Genomic DNA, 17,591 nt, shown 5'->3' on the forward strand with positions numbered 1-17,591 from the left:
GATGAGACCCTCCCCGGGGTTGGCGTGTTCGGCGATCGTCGTGGTGGTCTCGATGTCGTCGGGGAGTCTGGCGGCAGCGGCGTCGAGCCAGCGGCGGGCCGCATTGTCCAGGGCGTCGGAGAGGCGTTCGACCGAGACCTGTTCGGACGGGTCGGCGCTGTCCGGCTCGGGTGGGATGACGATGCAGAGCTCGAGTTCGGCGTCGAAGGTCCGCGCGAGGCATGCGCCGAGGGCGACCGCGTCGTCGCCTCCCGAGGTGGCGATGTATGCGACGAGCAGCTTCATCGGTACTCCCAGCGTCGGTGTCTCGGTCCCGGTCATCGCCAGCCTAGTCATCTCCGACGGGGTGCCGGGGGACACGCTTAGATGGGGTCATGGACTCCCTCGTCGACGGTTACCTCAGCCACATCATGGACGAATGCCATTCGGACCGATCCGGTCATGTCGCCGACTACATCCCGGAACTGGCCGCCGTCGACCCCGAGGGTTACGGCCTGTCGATGTGCGTGCACGACGGCCACACCTACTCACATGGTGACTCCGCGACGGCGTTCACCATCCAGTCGGTCTCCAAGCCCCTCACCTATGCGATGGTCCTGAAGAAGCACGGCACCGCGGCGGTCGACGCGAAGATCGGCGTCGAGCCGTCCGGCGAGGCATTCAACGAGATCAGCGTGGACGAGCGCCGACGCCCGAAGAACCCGATGATCAATGCGGGGGCCATCTTTGATGAGACCCTCCCCGGGGTTGGCGTGTTCGGCGATCGTCGTGGTGGTCTCGATGTCGTCGGGGAGTCTGGCGGCAGCGGCGTCGAGCCAGCGGCGGGCCGCATTGTCCAGGGCGTCGGAGAGGCGTTCGACCGAGACCTGTTCGGACGGGTCGGCGCTGTCCGGCTCGGGTGGGATGACGATGCAGAGCTCGAGTTCGGCGTCGAAGGTCCGCGCGAGGCATGCGCCGAGGGCGACCGCGTCGTCGCCTCCCGAGGTGGCGATGTATGCGACGAGCAGCTTCATCGGTACTCCCAGCGTCGGTGTCTCGGTCCCGGTCATCGCCAGCCTAGTCATCTCCGACGGGGTGCCGGGGGACACGCTTAGATGGGGTCATGGACTCCCTCGTCGACGGTTACCTCAGCCACATCATGGACGAATGCCATTCGGACCGATCCGGTCATGTCGCCGACTACATCCCGGAACTGGCCGCCGTCGACCCCGAGGGTTACGGCCTGTCGATGTGCGTGCACGACGGCCACACCTACTCACATGGTGACTCCGCGACGGCGTTCACCATCCAGTCGGTCTCCAAGCCCCTCACCTATGCGATGGTCCTGAAGAAGCACGGCACCGCGGCGGTCGACGCGAAGATCGGCGTCGAGCCGTCCGGCGAGGCATTCAACGAGATCAGCGTGGACGAGCGCCGACGCCCGAAGAACCCGATGATCAATGCGGGGGCCATCTTTGCCGCATCCATGCTGTTGCCGCCGACCCGGGACGTGGCCGAGGCGGCGGTCGACGCCGCCTTCCGGGAGGTGCTCGAGTTCTACTCCGGATGTGCCGGACGGCGCCTCACGATGGACGAGGGGGTCTATGCCTCCGAGGCCGCGACGGGTTCGCGCAACCGCGCGATCGCCTACATGCTAGACAGCTTCGGGGCTCTAGAGACCAGCCCGGACGCCGCTCTCGACCTCTACTACCGACAGTGCTCGATTCGGGTGACGACCGACGACCTGGCCGGGATCGGCGCGACGATCGCGAACGGCGGGATGAATCCCCGCACGGGTCGGACGGTCTTCTCCAACGAGACCGCGCAGCGGTTGCTGAGTGTCATGACGACGTGCGGGATGTACGACGGCGCGGGGGACTGGGTCACCTCCGTCGGCCTGCCGGCGAAGAGCGGCGTCGGTGGCGGGATCCTCGCGGTGCTGCCGGGGCAACTCGGCATCGGCGTGTACTCGCCGCGGCTCGACGGTCACGGCAACAGCGTCCGCGGCGTCGACGTGTGTCGGCATCTGTCCACCGATCTGGGCCTGCACATGTTCAACGTGACACGGGAGAGTCGGGTGACGATTCGGTCGGTCTACGACCTCGCCGACACCCCCGTCAGCGCGGAATGGGGCGAGCAGGAGCGCAGCTATCTGCGGACCTGTCGCGACCGGATCCGTGTGTACGAACTCCAGGGAGATTTGACCTTCGCCGGCGCCGAGAGCGTTCAGCGGCGACTGGAGGCCGACATCGACGCATACACCGTCGTCATCGTCGAGATCTCCCGCATCGGGGTGATCGACGCGGTCGCACGCACGATGGTGCTGAGCATCAAACGGCTGCTGGACGACAGCGGCCGGCGGGCCGCGCTCGTCGACCCGGACGGGGTCGTCCGCGCCAGCGTCGATCGGCACCGTGACGACGCGGCGGTGCCCGATCTCGATGCGCCGCCGGAACTCCGGGGATTCGACCCGGCGCTTCCGCACGTGCACTCGACGATGGACGACGCGGTCGTCGACGCCGAGACGTTTCTGCTGAAGCACTACTACGACGAGTGAGCGGGCCGCGCCGCCTGGTCCCGGGACACACCACTAGGGTGGGCACGTGCGTCTCGTCATCGCGGAGTGTCAGGTCGACTACGTCGGGCGGCTGACCGCCCATCTGCCCATGGCCCGGCGGTTGCTGCTGATCAAATCGGACGGATCGGTGAGCGTGCACGCCGACGACCGGGCCTACAAGCCGTTGAACTGGATGAGTCCGCCGTGCTGGCTCACCGAGGCGCAGGTTCCCGACGGCACGCAGGCGGAGGCGTACTGGGTCGTCACCAACAAGGCGGGCGAGGAACTCCGCATCACCATCGCGTCGATCGAGCACGACTCCCAGCACGACCTCGGCATCGACCCCGGCCTCGTCAAGGACGGCGTCGAGGCGCACCTGCAGGAGCTGCTCGCCGAGCATGTCGAGACGTTGGGTCCGGGTCACACGCTCATCCGCCGCGAGTACATGACCGCGATCGGGCCGGTGGACCTGCTGTGCCGGGACGCATCGGGTGCCACGGTGGCGGTCGAGATCAAACGGCGCGGGGAGATCGACGGCGTCGAGCAGCTCACCCGGTATCTCGAGTTGCTCAACCGCGACACCACACTTGCCCCGGTGGCCGGCGTCTTCGCCGCCCAGCAGATCAAGCCGCAGGCCCGCACGCTGGCCGAGGACCGCGGAATCCGTTGCGTGGTGCTCGATTACGACGAGCTTCGCGGCGCGGAGAGCACGGAGTTCAGGCTCTTCTGAGGGGCTTCGACAAGCTCAACCAGCGGAGGGGACAAGCTCAACCAGCGGAGGGGACAAGCTCGATTAGCGGAGGGCCGTCAGGCGTTGGAGCGGGCCTCCGGCGACCGCGCCTCGGGCGAGAGCTTGCTGTTCAGGAGGTCGAGATCGTCGGCGTCGGACAGCACGGAGTACTCGGAGTCGTCGGGCTGGGCGAGCAGTTCCGGCAACTCGGCCAGCTCCTCGCGGAGCCGGCCGAGGTTGGCGGCGATGTCCTGACGCGTGCGGTCAGCGGCCTGCGCGAGTTCGCGTGATCGATCGAGTCGTTCGGTCGCGATGTCGAGCGCGGTCTGACGGATGTGTGCCGCCTCGTCGAGTGCGCGTTCGCGCTGATCGGCGAGTTCGGCGTCATGGCGTTCCCGCTCGGCCCGGCGTTCGGCGGCGCTGACCGCCTCGAGTTCGGCGACCTCGGCTTTCGCCTTCTCCACCACTCGGCGGGCCTCGTCCTTGGCGGCCTGCATGGTCTTGGTGTGTTCGGCCTCCATCGCGGCGGTGCGCTCGGCGATGAGGCGGGCGGACTCCGACTCGTTGGCGGCCGCGGTCTCCTTGACCTGCCGTGCCCGGGCGGCGGCCTCGTCGACCAGCTTCTTCGCGGCCGTGCGTGCCTCGCCCCGGACGCGCTCGGCGTCGGCCGCGGCCGACGACCGCATGTCGGCGGCCTCCTGGCGCGCGATGGACAGCGTCTCGGCGGCTTCGGCGGCCGCTTCGGCGCGCATCTCCGACGCTTCGTCGGACGCCAGCTGCAGCATCCGCGACAGTCGCTCGCTCATCCCTTGCGCGGTGGTCGGCGGGACCGAGAGCTTGTCGACCTCACGGCGCAGTTCGGCTATCTCGTCGCGCGCGTCCTCGAGATGCGCGGCGAGTTCGTGTGCGTTGGCGGTGGCGGCGTCGCGATCGGCGGCGAGGACGCGCAGATCGGCGTCGAGGCGCTGGAGGTGATCGGCGACCTGCTCACGGTCATAACCGCGCATCACGATCGCGAAGGGCAATTGCCGTGCGGGACCTGGCATGGCGGCCAGTGTATCGGAGAGAGTGCGGGATCTCCTCGACGTCGGCGACGCCGTGCGTGGAGGTGCCGAGCCGGCCGGTCCACGGATGGGAGCGGCCGGCTCGGCATGTCGAGTCAGCTAGCGGCGCAACGGTTTTCGGCCGCTGCGGCGGATCAGTGTGCGGTGGCGGCGGGTTCCACGAGTTCGAGCAGCACGCCGCCCGCGTCCTTGGGGTGGACGAAGTTGATGCGGGAGTCCGCGGTGCCCCGCTTCGCGGCAGGATAGAGGACCCGGACGCCGGCTTCGGTGAGTCGTGCCGTGACCGCGTCGACGTCGGTCACCCGCACGGCGAGCTGCTGGAGCCCAGGACCGTTGCGGTCGATGAACTTGGCGATCGTCGACGACTCGTCGAGCGGGGCGAGCAACTGGATGACCGCACCGGTGCCGCCGGCCGGGCCGACCATGGCCTCCTCGACGCCCTGCTCGGCGTTCGTCTCCTGATGCAGCGTCTCGAACCCGAGGTGGGTGGCGTACCACTCCTTGGCGGCGTCGAGATCGGGGACGGCGATGCCGACGTGATCGATGGCGACGATCAGGTCGGAGATGAGTGCGGTGGCGCTGGGGTCCGTTGCTGAGGAAGACATGGGACAACGGTAGCGTTGAGGTGTTGAGCGCACAGAGCGGGCGCTCGGTTGGCCCCCTATCTAGACACTTCCCGGAGGTTCCCTCATGACTTCGACTGCCGACAAGACCACGGTCATCGTCGCCGGCGCACGCACCCCCTTCGGCCGCCTGCTGGGCTCCCTGAAGGACTTCAGCGGGGTCGATCTCGGCGCGGTCGCCATCAAGGGCGCACTCGAGCGGGCCGGCGTTCCGGCATCCGAGGTCGAGTACGTGATCATGGGCCAGGTGCTGACCGCGGGGGCCGGTCAGATGCCCGCCCGCCAGGCCGCGATCAAGGCCGGTATCGGCTGGGACGTCCCGACCCTGACCATCAACAAGATGTGTCTGTCGGGGATCGACGCGATCGCGCTGGCCGATCAGCTCATCCGGGCCGGAGAGTTCGACGTCGTCGTCGCCGGCGGCCAGGAGTCGATGACCCAGGCGCCCCATCTCCTGCCCAACAGCCGCGGCGGCTTCAAGTACGGCAACACCGAACTCGTCGACCACATGGCTTTCGACGGGCTCTTCGACGCCTTCACCGATCAGCCGATGGGGGCGCTGACCGAGCAGGGCAACGACGCCGACGGGTTCACCCGTGAGCAACAGGACGAGTTCGCGGCACGAAGCCACCGGCTCGCCGCAGCCGCGTGGAAGAACGGCGTCTTCGACGACGAGGTCGTGCCGGTGGCCATCCCGCAGCGTAAGGGCGACCCGATCGAGTTCGCCGAGGACGAGGGGATTCGCGCCAACACCACCGTGGAGTCGCTGTCCGGGCTGCGGCCGGCCTTCCGCAAGGACGGCACGATCACCGCGGGCAACTCGTCGCAGATCTCCGACGGCGCGGCGGCCGTCGTGGTGATGAGCAAGGCCAAGGCCGAGGAACTGGGCGTCACGTGGCTGGCCGAGATCGGCGCCCACGGCGTCGTCGCCGGCCCGGACTCCAGCCTGCAGGCGCAGCCGGCCAATGCGATCGTCAAGGCCTGTGACCGCGAGGGCATCGCACCCGCGGACCTGGACCTCATCGAGATCAACGAGGCCTTCGCGGCGGTCGGGCTGTCCTCGACCAAGCAGCTCGGCGTCGATCCCGAGATCGTCAATGTCAACGGTGGTGCGATCGCCGTCGGACATCCGATCGGGACCTCCGGGGCGCGCGTCGCGCTGCATGTCGCGCTCGAGCTGAAGCGACGGGGCGGTGGCGTCGGTGCAGCCGCGCTCTGTGGAGCCGGCGGCCAGGGTGACGCGCTGATCATCCGGGTTCCGAAGTCCTGAACGAACGAGATGTCTACGACATCTTGTAGTAGTTTGCTGTCCGATTCGGCACAATGAGGGCCATGCTGTCATTCTTCGACCTGACCACTCCCGCCAAGCGCTTCCGGTTCGTCGCCGTCGCCGAGGCGATCACCTGGGCGGTCCTGCTGGTCGCCATGGTCGTCAAGCGGGTCAACGACGACGACGAGGCCATCGCCAAGCCGGGCATGATCCACGGGATCGTCTTCGTGATCTTCGTGGTCGTCGCTCTGATCACAGCGATCCAGCTCAAGTGGAACGCGGTGAAGTGGGAGCTGCCGGTGGGTTCGCGGCGGATCGGAATCCCGATCGTCACCCTGCTGGCGCTGGTCTCGAGCCTCCCGCCGTTCGGCACGATCGTGTTCGAGTGGTGGGCGCGCCGTAACGGCCATCTCGCCGAACTGTCCGCCGACCGCGCGCCCAGGCAGGCCACGGCCTGACCGCCCCGATCCCGCCTTCGATCGCCCCGACGCTCCGGCGCTCCCGCCGCAGCGTCGGGGCGATCTTCGCGCTCAACGGGTTTCTCGCCGCGATGTGGGTGGCCCACATCCCGGTCATCAGTGCGCGCACCGGAGTCGATCACGACCAACTCGGCGGACTGTTGCTGTTGCTCGGCGCGTCGGCGTTCGTCGGCATGCAGGTCTGCGGCCGTCTGATCGACCGTCGGGGGTCCCGGCCGGTGACGATCGGTGCCGCGCTGCTGCTGTCTGCGGTCATCGTCGCCCCGGTGCTCGCCGCCGACGCCCTGACGCTCGCCGCCGCGCTCGTCGCCTTCGGATTCGCCAACGGTTGCCTGGATGTGTCGATGAACGCGCAGGCGGTCGTGGTCGAACGGGCCTACGGCCGACCGATCATGTCGTCGTTCCACGGGTTCTTCTCGGCGGGCAGTCTCGTGGGTTCGGGAGTGGTCGCGGCAACCCTGTGGGCCGACGTCGGTGTCGTCCTCACCGTGGCCTGCGCCGCGGCGGCCGGCATCGGCGTCGTGGCGTGGAACGCGCGCGGTCTGGCTGGTCGCGAGGTGGGGACCGACGATGCGAGTGCACGCGGTGCAGACGCCGACGGCCCCGCGTCCGGGAAGTGGTGGCACACCGTGGACCGGCGCCGCCTGGTCCTGCTGGCGGTGGTCGCGTTCGCACTCATGCTCGCCGAGGGCACCGCCTACGACTGGAGTGCACTGCACGTGGTCGAGACCTTCGGTTCCGCCGAAGCCGTCGGCGCCATCGCGTTCGGCGCGTTCAGCGCGACGATGACCGTTGCGCGATTCGTCATCGATCCGGTCGTCGGGTCGGTGGGACCGGTGGCGGTCGTCCGCTACGGCGGCCTGCTCGGCACCGCCGGAATCCTGATCGCGGTGCTCTCGCCCGTACCCCTCCTCGCCATCGTGGGATGGGGCGTGTTCGGATTGGGTCTGGCGGGGCTGATCCCGCAGATCTTCACCGCGGCGGGCAATCTGTCGGGGGAGTCGAGCGGCCGGACGATCTCCGCCGTCGTCGGATGCGGCTATCTCGGCATGCTCGCCGGTCCCGCGGTCGTCGGCTTCATCAGCAGCCGGACCTCGCTGAACACCGGGTTGCTCGCGGCCGTGGCGGCGCTCGTCCTCGCCGTCGTGCTCGCGCCGGTCGTTCGCCCGGACCGCACGCGCACCGCCGCGCCGGACGGAACGCGTTCGCCCGACGTCGTCTGATTCCGCGTGGGCGGTCGTGACACACTGGAGGGGTGACGCGACCAACCAATCGTCAGCAGGCCGCCGCCGCGGCCCGACAGCAGGCGGCAGCAGCCATGGCCATGTCCGGCGCGGTGGATCTCGGCGTACTCAAGGAGCGGGCCGAAGCCGAACGCGCACAAGCGCAACGGGCCCAGTCGCAGGCCGCAGCACGACCTGCCGCGCCCGGTGAGCCGCCCGCCGAGGGCGGGCAATCGCCGGCCGCCGGTGCGGGAACCGCGGCGGCCGCGGTCCTCGACGTCACCGAGGAGACGTTCGAGGCCGAGGTGCTCAACCGGTCGATGCAGCAGCTCGTGGTCATCGACCTGTGGGCGGAATGGTGCGGGCCGTGTAAGCAGTTGTCGCCGGTCCTCGAACGCCTCGCCGCGCAGTCGGGCGGGCGCTGGGTGCTGGCGAAGGTCGACGTCGACGCCAATCCCCGTATCGCACAGGCGTTCCGGGTGCAGTCGATCCCGATGGTCGTCGCGATCGTGCAGGGACAGCCGGTGACCGCCTTCAACGGGGTGCGCTCCGAGGCCGAGATCACCCAGTGGATCGACGACATCTTCGCCCAGATCGGCGACATCCTCCCGGGCGTTCCCGACGGGCCCGCACCCGAGCCGGAGCCCGAGGACCCGAGGCTGGTCGCCGCCGAGACGAAGCTGAACGACGGCGACTTCGACGGCGCACTCGCCGACTACCGGGCGATCGCCGAGGCCGAGCCGGAGAACCTCGAAGCGGTGTCCGCCGCGCGGAACCTCGAGTTCATCCTGCGGGCGCAGGCGCACGATCCCGCCATCGTGGAGACGGCGTCCCCGCGTGGCGTCGATGCGCAGCTCGCGGCCGCGGACGTCCTGCTGCTCAACCAACAGCCCGAAGCCGCGTTCGACCGCATCATCGATGTCGTGCGCGTGACCGCGGGGGAGGAGCGCACCCGGGCGCGCACCCGGCTGCTCGAGCTGTTCGAACTCTTCGATCCCGCCGAGCAGTTCGTCGTGAGCGCCCGGCGCAAGCTGGCCAGCGCGCTCTACTGAGCGCCGCGTGCCGCGGGGCCTTCACTCCCGCGGCACCAGCCAGATCGCCGAGTTGGCGGGCAGCATGACCCGAGCCGACACGGGACGTCCGTGATAGGACGGCCCGTCCGCCGTGATCGAACCCATGTTGCCGCGCCCGGCACCGCTGTAGGCGTCGGCATCGGTGTTGAGGATCTCGTCCCAGACCCCGGCCGAGGGCAACCCGACCTGATAGTCGGCGCGGTCGGAGCCGCTCAGGTTGAACAGGCACGCGACGACCGATCCGTCGGTGCCGTACCGGAGGAAACTGATCACGTTGTTGGCGGTGTCGTTGGCGTCGATCCACTCGTAACCCAGTGAATCGATGTCCTGGGTGTACAGCGCCGGTCGGGACCGGTAGATCCGGTTCAGGTCGGTGACGAGGGCCGAGATGCCGGAGTGCAGTTCGCCCTCCCAGCCCTCCAGCTGATGCCAGTCCAGACTCCGGTTGTCGGCCCATTCGCCGGTCTGCCCGAACTCCTGTCCCATGAACAGCAGTTGCTTGCCGGGGTGGGACCACATGTAGGCGAGGTAGACCCGCACGCCCGCGGCCTTGGCGAACGAATCGCCCGGCATGCGCGTCCACAGGGTGCCCTTGCCGTGCACGACCTCGTCGTGGGAGAGCGGCAGCACGAAATTCTCGCTCCACGCGTACACCAGCGAGAAGGTGATCTCGTGGTGGTGGAAGCTGCGGTGGATCTGATCGCGGGACAGGTAGTCGAGGGTGTCGTGCATCCAGCCCATGTTCCACTTGAAGCTGAACCCCAGCCCGCCGAGATCGGTCATGCGGGTCACGCCCGGCCATGCGGTCGACTCCTCGGCCACCGTGATCACGCCCGGGAAATGTTTGTGCACAGTCGCGTTGGTCTCCTGGAGGAACTGCACCGCCTCCAGGTTCTCGCGACCGCCGTGCACATTGGGGCGCCATTGCCCGGCCGGTCGTGAGTAGTCCAGGTAGAGCATCGAGGCCACCGCGTCGACGCGGAGACCGTCGATGTGGAACTCGCTGAACCAGAACAGGGCGTTCGCCACGAGGAAGTTGCGGACCTCGTGCCGGCCGAAGTCGAAGACGTAGGTGCCCCAGTCGAGCTGCTCGCCGCGCATCGGATCGGCGTGCTCGTACAGCGGGGTGCCGTCGAATCGGGCGAGCGCCCAGTCGTCTTTGGGGAAGTGGGCCGGCACCCAGTCGACGATCACGGCGATGTCACGGGAGTGGAGGTGATCGACGAGGTAGCGGAAGTCGTCGGGCGTTCCGAAGCGCGCCGTCGGCGCGTAGTACGACGTGACCTGGTAACCCCAGGAACCGCCGAACGGGTGCTCGGCGACGGGCAGGAACTCGACGTGGGTGAAGCCCTTCTCGACGGCGTAATCGGCCAGCTCGTGCGCGAGTTCGCGGTAGCCGAGGCCCTGACGCCAGGACGCGAGGTGGACCTCGTAGACGCTCATCGGCTCACGCTCGGGCGCGGACCGTTCCCGGCGCGCGATCCACGCGTCGTCGGTCCAGACATGTTCGGACACGGTGACCCGGGACGCGGTTGCCGGGGGCGTGCTGGTGCGGAAGGCCATGGGGTCGGCCTTGTCGCGGATGACGCCGTCGGCGCCATGGACGCGGAACTTGTAGTGGGTCCCGTCGCCGACGTCGGGGATGAAGACCTCCCACACCCCGCTGACCCCGACCTTGCGCATCGGCGCAACGCGCCCGGTCCAGTCGTCGAAGTCGCCGATCACGGTGACACCGTGGGCATTCGGCGCCCACACGGAGAAGGCGGTGCCGTGCACATCGCCGTCGGTGGTCGTGTACGACGTCACCCGCGCACCGAGGGCATTCCACAGTTCCTCGTGGCGGCCCTCGCTGAACAGATGGATGTCGACGTCGCCGAGGCTCGGCAGGAACCGGTAACCGTCGGCCACGACGAATTCCGACGTGCCCCCGGTGGAATCGGGGTAGACGACGCGGTACCGGTAGTCCATCAGGTCGGCCATCGGCACGGTGACCACCCACAGGTCGTCGGTCTGACGGGTCATCGGATGATCGACTCCGCCGATGACCACCGACACCGAGATCGCGTTCGGGCGCAGGGTGCGCAGGATCGTCGCGCCGCCGGGCGCGTCGTGGGCGCCGAGGAAGGCGTGTGGATCGGGATGGGTCTGCGCCGCGAGCCGACGCAGGTCGTGGTCGGTCGCGTAGGGGTCGGGCAGGTCTGGCGGATCGGTGCGATCGGTCACTGATACCTCACTGGATCCGATAGGCGAGCTGTTGTGCGGCAACAGGTTCGAGGGGCGGCAAGGCGAGGATGTGCGCCACCGCCCGCCATGGCTCGAGCCGGACGTAGTTGTCCTGGCCCCACCAGTACTCCTCGCCGGAGACCTCGTCGCGGACGGGGAAGCGGTCGTACCACTCGAAGCCGAGCTTCGGCAGGTCGAGCCAGACCGTGGAGTCCTCGGGACCGAACGGGTTCAGGTTGATCACGACGATGACCCGGTCGCCCGACACCGGGTCGATCTTCGAGTAGGCGATCAGCGACGGGTTGTCGACATGGTGGAAATGGATGTTGCGCAGCTGCTGCAGTGCGGGGTGCCGGCGCCGGATCTCGTTCAGCGAGGTGATCCACGGCTCGAGCGACTCGCCGCGGCTCGCCGCCGCCTTGTAGTCACGGGGCCGCAGCTCGTACTTCTCCGAGTTGAGGTACTCCTCGCTGCCCTCGGTCACGGCGACGTGCTCGTACAGCTCGTATCCGCTGTAGACACCCCATGTCGGGGCCAGGGTCGCGGCGAGCGCGGCGCGCAGTGCGAACATGCCCGGACCGCCGTGCTGAAGACTCTCGTGCAGGATGTCGGGGGTGTTGACGAAGAGGTTGGGGCGGGCCTCGTCGGCGTGGTCGGCGATCTCCCGGCCGAACTGCTCGAGCTCCCACTTCAGCGTCTTCCAGGTGAAGTAGGTGTAGCTCTGGCTGAAGCCGAGCCGGGCGAGGCCGTAGAGCCGCGCCGGCCGGGTGAAGGACTCGGAGAGGAAGAGCACGTCGGGGTGGCGCTTCTTCACCTCACTGATCAGCCACTCCCAGAAGTTCGGCGGCTTGGTGTGCGGATTGTCGACGCGGAAGATGTCGACTCCGAGCCCGACCCAGTGCAGGACGACCTTGAGGACCGCTCGGTAGATGCCGTTGCGGTCGTTGTCGAAGTTCAGCGGGTAGATGTCCTGGTACTTCTTCGGCGGGTTCTCCGCGAAGGCGATGGTGCCGTCGGGCTGGGTGGTGAACCACTCCGGATGCTCGAGCGCCCACGGATGATCCGGTGCGCACTGCAGGGCCAGATCGAGCGCGACCTCGAGGCCGAGTTCGCGAGCCCGGCCGACGAAGTACTCGAAGTCCTCCTCGGTGCCGAGGAGGGGATGGATGGCGTCGTGCCCGCCGTCGGATGATCCGATGGCCCACGGCGAACCGACATCCTCGGGTCCCGCGACGAGGGTGTTGTTGGGGCCCTTGCGGTTGATCTCACCGATCGGGTGGATCGGTGGCAGGTAGACGACGTCGAAGCCCATGTCCGCGATGCGCGGCAGATCCTGGGCGGCGGTGAGGAACGTGCCGTGGACGGGATTGCCCTCACCGTCCCAGCCGCCGGTCGAGCGCGGGAACAGTTCGTACCACGAGCCGAACAGTGCGCGCTTGCGATCGACCCACACCCGGTAGGTACGGCTCTTGGTGACGAGCTCGCGGACGGGATGGGCGGTCAGCAGTTCGACGACCTCGTCGGAGACCGCCAGACCCACCCGGTTCTCGACACGGCGCCGACGTGCCCGGAGTTGGCGCGCGGCGTCGAGCAGGAGTTCTCGGTCATCACCGGCGACCAGGTCGGCTGCGGTGTCCAGTACCCGCGCGCCGGTCTCGATGTCGTTGGCGAGGTCGGCGGCGCCCTGCCCGGCGTCGAGCTTCTTCAGAACGGCCGAACGCCACGTCGCGTAGGGGTCGCTCCAGGCCTCGATCCGGTACGACCAGAATCCGACGGCGTCGGGGACGAAGGCTGCGTTGAAGGTGTCCGGTTCCGGCGCGGGAACCATCCGGACATCGAACGGCCCGCGTCGCGGAGCCTCGACGTGCAGTGTGACGCCGAGCGCGTCGTGTCCTTCGCGCCAGGCCGTGGTACTGACCGGGAAGTATTCTCCCACAACGGCTTTGGCAGGTTGCTGGCCCGCTGACACAAGGGGTGCGATGTCGTCGATACCCATGCGCCCGATCACGTGGAGCCTCCTGTCGTCAGCTCCCGTGAGTGGCCGGGGTGCGCTGTCGGTCTCGCCTTCGTTGGTATCACCGGTACCCAACCTAGTGCCCCGCGGACGGGATTGTCTTGTCATGGATCGCCCGCCGTGTCGGGCGGGCGGGGCGCGGCGGGGTCGGTCGAGGTCAGCCCACCGAACGGGCGGGATCGGTCAATCGGGTCAGTGCCGAACGGACGACCGCGGGGTCGGTGGTACGCCACATCGGGGGCAGCGACGCGAGCAGATAACCGCCGTACCCCGCCGTGGCCAGTCGGGAGTCGAGGACCGCGACGACCCCGCGGTCGTCGACCGAACGCAGCAGGCGGCCGGCGCCCTGGGCGAGCAGCAGCGCGGCGTGGTTGGCCGCCACCGACAGGAATCCGTTGCCGCCGCGCGCATCGACCGCACGCTGCCGGGCGGTCAGCAGCGGATCGTCGGGACGAGGGAAGGGGATGCGGTCGATGAGCACGAGGCTCAACGACGGGCCCGGCACGTCGACCCCCTGCCACAGGGACAAGGTGCCGAACAGGCAGGTCGCCGGGTCGTCGGCGAACCGCCGGACCAGGGTGGACGTCGTGTCGCCACCCTGGCACAGCACCGGGTGGTCGGTGCGGTCGCGGATCGCGTCGGCGGCTTCGCGCGCCGCGCGCATCGAGGAGAACAGACCGAGCGTGCGTCCGCCGGCGGAGTTCACGAGCTCGGCGATCTCGTCCATCGTCCGCGACGAGATGCCCGAGCGGTCGGGTCGGGGGAGGTGACGTGCGACGTAGAGGATCGCCGACCGCGGATAGTCGAAGGGCGAGCCGGCATCGAGGCCGGTCCAGCGTGCCGAACCCGAATCGGACGGGACCGCCTTCCCGCTGGCGGTGACGTCGGCTGTGCTCGACCCCGCTGCGGGGCTCGTCTCGTCTGTCACCGGACGGTCGGTCCCGCGCCCCGATGCCGGGAGTCCCCAGGTCGCGGCGAGGGCGTCGAAGGAGCCGCCGATCGTGAGGGTCGCCGAGGTCAGGATGACCGTGGCGTCGGCGAACAGGGAGGCCCGCAGCAGGCCGCCGACCGACAGCGGTGCGATGTGCAGGATGGGCCGGGGCTCGGCCCCGCGGCGTGAGGTGTCCAGTGACGCCCACACGACGTCGCGCCGCTTCGCCTCGTCGGGTTCGTCGAACGCACCGAGTACGCGGACGACGGTGTCGTGCATGTCCTCGAGTGAGGTCAGGGCCGCCGAGCGGGCGGCCGCCGCGCCGTCGTCGGCGCCGGCCATCCGTACCGGTCCGATCGCGGTGCGCGCCTGCCACAGCCGGTCCCGCAGCATCACGAGGACAGCGGTGGCGTCGGACGGCAGGCCGGTCCACTGGCGCATCGGCGCGTTGTCGAGCAATTCGCCCAGCTGTTCACCGGCGCCCAGGAGGGCGTCGGCGGTCTCCTCGTCGACGAGCTTCCCGCACCGGCGTGCGACGAGCGCCACCGAGGCCGCCGACAGTTCGTCGGTGGCCACCGACGTCATCCGGTCGACGAGCTCGTGGGCCTCGTCGATGACGACGACGTCGTGCTCGGGCAAGACGTTGGCCGGGCTCGTGGCGTTGATGGCCAGCAGCGCGTGGTTGGTCACCACCACGTCGACCTTCCCGGACCGACGGCGGGACTGCTCGGCGAAGCAGTCCTCGCCGTAGGAGCAGTTGGCCGCGCCCAGGCACTCGCGGGCGGTGACGCTGACCTGTCGCCACGACCGGTCGGAGACGCCGGGGACGAGGTCGTCCCGGTCGCCGGTCTCGGTCTCGCTGCTCCACTCCCGCAGACGCGTGACCTCCCGGCCGGTGCGCGACAGCTCGAACGGGTCGAACAGCTCGGTGTCCGGCTCGTCGGCGGTACCGGAGTGGATCTTGTTCAGGCACAGATAGTTTCCGCGCCCTTTGAGAATTGCGAAGGTGGGCTCGCGGCCGATCGGCTTCTTCAGCGCCTTGGCCAGGCGGGGGAGATCGCGCTCGATGAGCTGGCGCTGCAACGCGATCGTCGCGGTGGACACCACGACGGTGCGGCCGCTCTCGACGGCGTGCCGGATGGCCGGCACGAGGTAGGCCAGCGACTTGCCGGTGCCGGTGCCGGCCTGGACCGCGAGATGCTCGCCGGTGTCGATGGCATGCGCCACCGCGGAGGCCATCGCGACCTGACCGCCGCGGCGGTGACCGCCGAGTGCGGTGACCGCCGCGTCGAGAAGGTCGGTCACCGGGGGTGTGTTGGGCATGAGGTGTGTTCCGGTTGTCCTTGCTGGGTTCGCCGTGCGCGGGAACGGTGTTCTTTCAGACGTATCGCGGGCCCGGTCGGTTCCCGCTGTCGAGATCGGGATCGTGGTCGGGACCGCGGCGCTGCTACCCGGTCCGACTCGACCCGTCGTAGAGCAGGTCGCCCACGAGTTCGACACCCGCCTGCCGCAGCGCCGAGAGAGCCTTCGACGTCGTCTCGGGCGCGACACCGGCGGTGAAGTTGAGGAGGACGCGGGTGCTGAAACCGGCCTCCACGGCGTCGAGCGCGGTTGCCCGCACGCAGTGGTCGGTGGCGATGCCGACGATGTCGACCGACTTCACCTTCCGTTCCCGCAACCACACGGCGAGGGTGGAGCCGTCGTCGGCCGCGCCCTCGAAGCCGGAGTATGCGGCGCTGTACTCGCCCTTGGAGAAGACCTCGTGCGCCGCCGCGGCGTCGAATTCGCGGTGGAACGCGACACCGTCGGTGCCGACGCGGCAGTGCGGTGGCCAGGTGTCGACGTAATCGGGGTCGTCGGAGAAGTGCGCACCGGGGTCGATGTGATAGTCGCGGGTCGCGACGACGGTCTGGTATTCGTCGAGGATCGACGTGACCGCCCGTGCGACCGCGGCGCCACCGTTCACCCCGAGGGCGCCGCCCTCGCAGAAGTCGTTCTGCACATCGACGACGATCAGCGCGTCGGCGGGACGGGTGCCGTCGCTGCGTTCGGCGCTCATCCAATTCTCCTGTCGTCGGGGGACATCGGTTCCGGGCGTCGGGGTGCGGTCAGCCGAGCTCGTAGCGGGTCGGAACCGCGGGATCTCCATGGGACAGGCCGAGACCCTCCCAGGGCAAGCTGACCAGGCCGGCCGCGAGGTGCGCGCGGGCATCGGTGAGAGTGGGCAGCGACGCCACGGGCGTCCCACCGCGGACGAGCGGGATCTGCAGGTCCCGGATGCCGAGCCCGTCCGGCGCGGGGCGGGTGCCGTCGGCGCGATACACGATCTCCTCGACGATCGTGCCGCTGGACCGGGCCGCCCGCACGGCCGACTTGGCGCCGCCGCGTGACTCCTTGTGACTCGCCCGTTTGGCGACCGGCAGGCCGTCGACCTCGACGAGTTTGTAGACCATCCCCGCCGTCGGCGCCCCGCTCCCGGTGACCAGGGATGTCCCGACCCCGTAGGTGTCGACCGGCTCGGCGCGCAGCGAGGCGATCGCGTACTCGTCGAGATCGCCGGACACGACGATCTTCGTCTCCGTCGCGCCCAGGTCGTCGAGTTGCGCGCGGACCTGGCGCGCCAGCACCCCGAGGTCGCCGGAGTCGATGCGCACGGCACCGAGTCCGGGGCCGGCCACCTCGATGGCGTTGCGCACGCCCTGGGTGATGTCGTAGGTGTCGACAAGCAGCGTGGTACCGATCCCGAGGGCCTCGATCTGCGCGGCGAACGCGGCCTTCTCGTCGGGCCCGTCCGGGCCGGTGAAACCGAGGGTGAAGGCGTGGGCGGCGGTGCCGGCGCTGGGCACGCCGAAGCTCCGGGCCGCCTCGAGGTTCGAGGTGGCGGCGACGCCGGCGATGTAGGCGGCGCGCGCACTGGCGACCGCGGCGCGCTCATGGGTGCGCCGCGAGCCCATCTCGATGATCGGGCGCGACCCGGCCGCGCTGACCATGCGGGCCGCGGCCGACGCGATCGCGCTGTCGTGGTTGAGGATCGAGAGGATCAGGGTCTCGAGCAGGACCCCCTCCGCGAAGGGCGCGCGGACGGTGAGGATCGGCGAACCGGGGAAGTAGAGTTCGCCCTCCCGGTAACCGTCGATGTCACCGGAGAACCGGTAGTCCCGCAGCCAGGCCACCGTGTCCGCGTCGAGGAATCGCTCGACCACGGCGATCTCCTCGTCGCCGAACCGGAACGCTGCGAGTTCGTCGAGAACGCGGCCGGTTCCGGCCACCACGCCATAGCGCCGGCCGTCGGGGAGGCGGCGCGCGAAGACCTCGAATGCGCACTGGCGGTGCGCAACCGGGTGGCGAAGTGCCGCTGCGACCATCGTCAGTTCGTACTGATCGGTCAGCAGCGCGGTGTTGTCGTTGCTCACAATCGCCTACCC

General features: G+C 69.2%; 14 protein-coding genes and 2 pseudogenes. 7 read left to right on the forward strand and 9 right to left on the reverse strand.

Annotated elements, in window-relative coordinates; genetic code table 11:
• A partial coding sequence (locus JW364_RS21390; protein ID WP_205333130.1) for a universal stress protein occupies nt 1-285 on the reverse strand: 285 nt, incomplete at its 3' end.
• Between the two features lie 89 nt (nt 286-374).
• On the opposite strand from JW364_RS21390, the pseudogene JW364_RS21395 reads away from it, so the two are divergent.
• Nucleotides 375-728: pseudogene (locus JW364_RS21395) on the forward strand (glutaminase); the annotation flags it as partial.
• Here JW364_RS21395 and JW364_RS24565 read toward each other — a convergent pair.
• Nucleotides 714-1,013: pseudogene (locus JW364_RS24565) on the reverse strand (universal stress protein); the annotation flags it as partial. The pseudogenes JW364_RS21395 and JW364_RS24565 sit on opposite strands and share 15 nt — an antisense overlap.
• Before the next feature lie 89 nt (nt 1,014-1,102).
• Here JW364_RS24565 and glsA point away from each other — a divergent pair.
• Entirely contained in the window at nt 1,103-2,536 is a 1,434-nt protein-coding gene (gene glsA / locus JW364_RS21400; protein ID WP_159370583.1) for a glutaminase A, read from the forward strand.
• A 46-nt stretch (nt 2,537-2,582) separates the two neighbouring features.
• The gene (gene nucS, locus JW364_RS21405) at nt 2,583-3,266 is read left to right on the forward strand and encodes an endonuclease NucS (protein ID WP_058249976.1); all 684 of its coding nucleotides are present in this window, start codon (nt 2,583-2,585) and stop codon (nt 3,264-3,266) included.
• A 77-nt stretch (nt 3,267-3,343) separates the two neighbouring features.
• On the opposite strand, the gene JW364_RS21410 is transcribed toward nucS, so the two are convergent.
• Together JW364_RS21410 and mce are read right to left on the reverse strand one after the other, a co-directional pair.
• Nucleotides 3,344-4,312 (reverse strand): hypothetical protein, encoded by a 969-nt coding sequence (locus JW364_RS21410; RefSeq protein ID WP_065629063.1) that lies wholly within the window; start codon nt 4,310-4,312, stop codon nt 3,344-3,346.
• Nucleotides 4,313-4,464: 152 nt separating this feature from the next.
• On the reverse strand, nt 4,465-4,935 hold the full coding sequence (gene mce, locus JW364_RS21415) for a methylmalonyl-CoA epimerase (protein WP_058249978.1): 471 nt from the start codon (nt 4,933-4,935) through the stop codon (nt 4,465-4,467).
• Between the two features lie 85 nt (nt 4,936-5,020).
• Between mce and JW364_RS21420 the strand changes: the two genes are divergently transcribed.
• From JW364_RS21420 to JW364_RS21435, 4 genes are all read left to right on the forward strand, one after another.
• The gene (locus tag JW364_RS21420) at nt 5,021-6,223 is read left to right on the forward strand and encodes an acetyl-CoA C-acetyltransferase (RefSeq protein WP_065629062.1); all 1,203 of its coding nucleotides are present in this window, start codon (nt 5,021-5,023) and stop codon (nt 6,221-6,223) included.
• 62 nt (nt 6,224-6,285) lie between these two features.
• A complete protein-coding gene (locus JW364_RS21425) occupies nt 6,286-6,681 on the forward strand; it encodes a DUF3817 domain-containing protein (protein WP_058249980.1) in 396 nt (131 codons plus the stop codon).
• A 92-nt stretch (nt 6,682-6,773) separates the two neighbouring features.
• On the forward strand, nt 6,774-7,925 hold the full coding sequence (locus tag JW364_RS21430; protein ID WP_205333116.1) for an MFS transporter: 1,152 nt from the start codon (nt 6,774-6,776) through the stop codon (nt 7,923-7,925).
• Nucleotides 7,926-8,020: 95 nt separating this feature from the next.
• Nucleotides 8,021-8,977, forward strand: coding sequence for a tetratricopeptide repeat protein (locus JW364_RS21435; protein WP_205333131.1), 957 nt, complete (start codon nt 8,021-8,023; stop codon nt 8,975-8,977).
• A gap of 21 nt (nt 8,978-8,998) precedes the next feature.
• Here the strand turns inward: JW364_RS21435 and glgB are convergent, their stop codons facing one another.
• The 5 genes from glgB to JW364_RS21460 all read right to left on the reverse strand — a co-directional run bounded on the left by glgB (nt 8,999) and on the right by JW364_RS21460 (nt 17,579).
• Nucleotides 8,999-11,221: a 1,4-alpha-glucan branching protein GlgB gene (gene glgB / locus JW364_RS21440; protein ID WP_159370585.1), complete on the reverse strand. Its 2,223-nt coding sequence runs from the start codon at nt 11,219-11,221 to the stop codon at nt 8,999-9,001.
• Between the two features lie 7 nt (nt 11,222-11,228).
• On the reverse strand, nt 11,229-13,229 hold the full coding sequence (locus JW364_RS21445; RefSeq protein WP_058249983.1) for a maltotransferase domain-containing protein: 2,001 nt from the start codon (nt 13,227-13,229) through the stop codon (nt 11,229-11,231).
• A gap of 163 nt (nt 13,230-13,392) precedes the next feature.
• Nucleotides 13,393-15,489 carry an ATP-dependent DNA helicase gene (locus tag JW364_RS21450; RefSeq protein ID WP_159370586.1) on the reverse strand — a complete coding sequence of 699 codons (2,097 nt, stop codon included), beginning with the start codon at nt 15,487-15,489 and terminating at the stop codon, nt 13,393-13,395.
• Nucleotides 15,490-15,613: 124 nt separating this feature from the next.
• The gene (locus JW364_RS21455) at nt 15,614-16,225 is read right to left on the reverse strand and encodes an isochorismatase family protein (RefSeq protein ID WP_159370587.1); all 612 of its coding nucleotides are present in this window, start codon (nt 16,223-16,225) and stop codon (nt 15,614-15,616) included.
• Nucleotides 16,226-16,274: 49 nt separating this feature from the next.
• A complete protein-coding gene (locus JW364_RS21460; protein WP_065629058.1) occupies nt 16,275-17,579 on the reverse strand; it encodes a nicotinate phosphoribosyltransferase in 1,305 nt (434 codons plus the stop codon).
• Between the last annotated feature and the right edge of the window lie 12 nt (nt 17,580-17,591).

This window comes from Gordonia sp. BP-119 (assembly GCF_016924115.1).
Classification (GTDB): Bacteria; Actinomycetota; Actinomycetes; order Mycobacteriales; family Mycobacteriaceae; genus Gordonia; species Gordonia hongkongensis.

Excerpts from the sequence above, each read along its gene's own strand:
- glsA (WP_159370583.1), top strand. The coding sequence starts at position 1,103 with ATGGACTCCCTCGTCGACGGTTACCTCAGCCACATCATGGACGAATGC.
- JW364_RS21410 (WP_065629063.1), bottom strand. The coding sequence starts at position 4,312 with ATGCCAGGTCCCGCACGGCAATTGCCCTTCGCGATCGTGATGCGCGGT.
- mce (WP_058249978.1), bottom strand. The coding sequence starts at position 4,935 with ATGTCTTCCTCAGCAACGGACCCCAGCGCCACCGCACTCATCTCCGAC.
- JW364_RS21420 (WP_065629062.1), top strand. The coding sequence starts at position 5,021 with ATGACTTCGACTGCCGACAAGACCACGGTCATCGTCGCCGGCGCACGC.
- JW364_RS21425 (WP_058249980.1), top strand. The coding sequence starts at position 6,286 with ATGCTGTCATTCTTCGACCTGACCACTCCCGCCAAGCGCTTCCGGTTC.
- JW364_RS21430 (WP_205333116.1), top strand. The coding sequence starts at position 6,774 with ATGTGGGTGGCCCACATCCCGGTCATCAGTGCGCGCACCGGAGTCGAT.
- JW364_RS21435 (WP_205333131.1), top strand. The coding sequence starts at position 8,021 with ATGGCCATGTCCGGCGCGGTGGATCTCGGCGTACTCAAGGAGCGGGCC.
- JW364_RS21450 (WP_159370586.1), bottom strand. The coding sequence starts at position 15,489 with ATGCCCAACACACCCCCGGTGACCGACCTTCTCGACGCGGCGGTCACC.
- JW364_RS21455 (WP_159370587.1), bottom strand. The coding sequence starts at position 16,225 with ATGAGCGCCGAACGCAGCGACGGCACCCGTCCCGCCGACGCGCTGATC.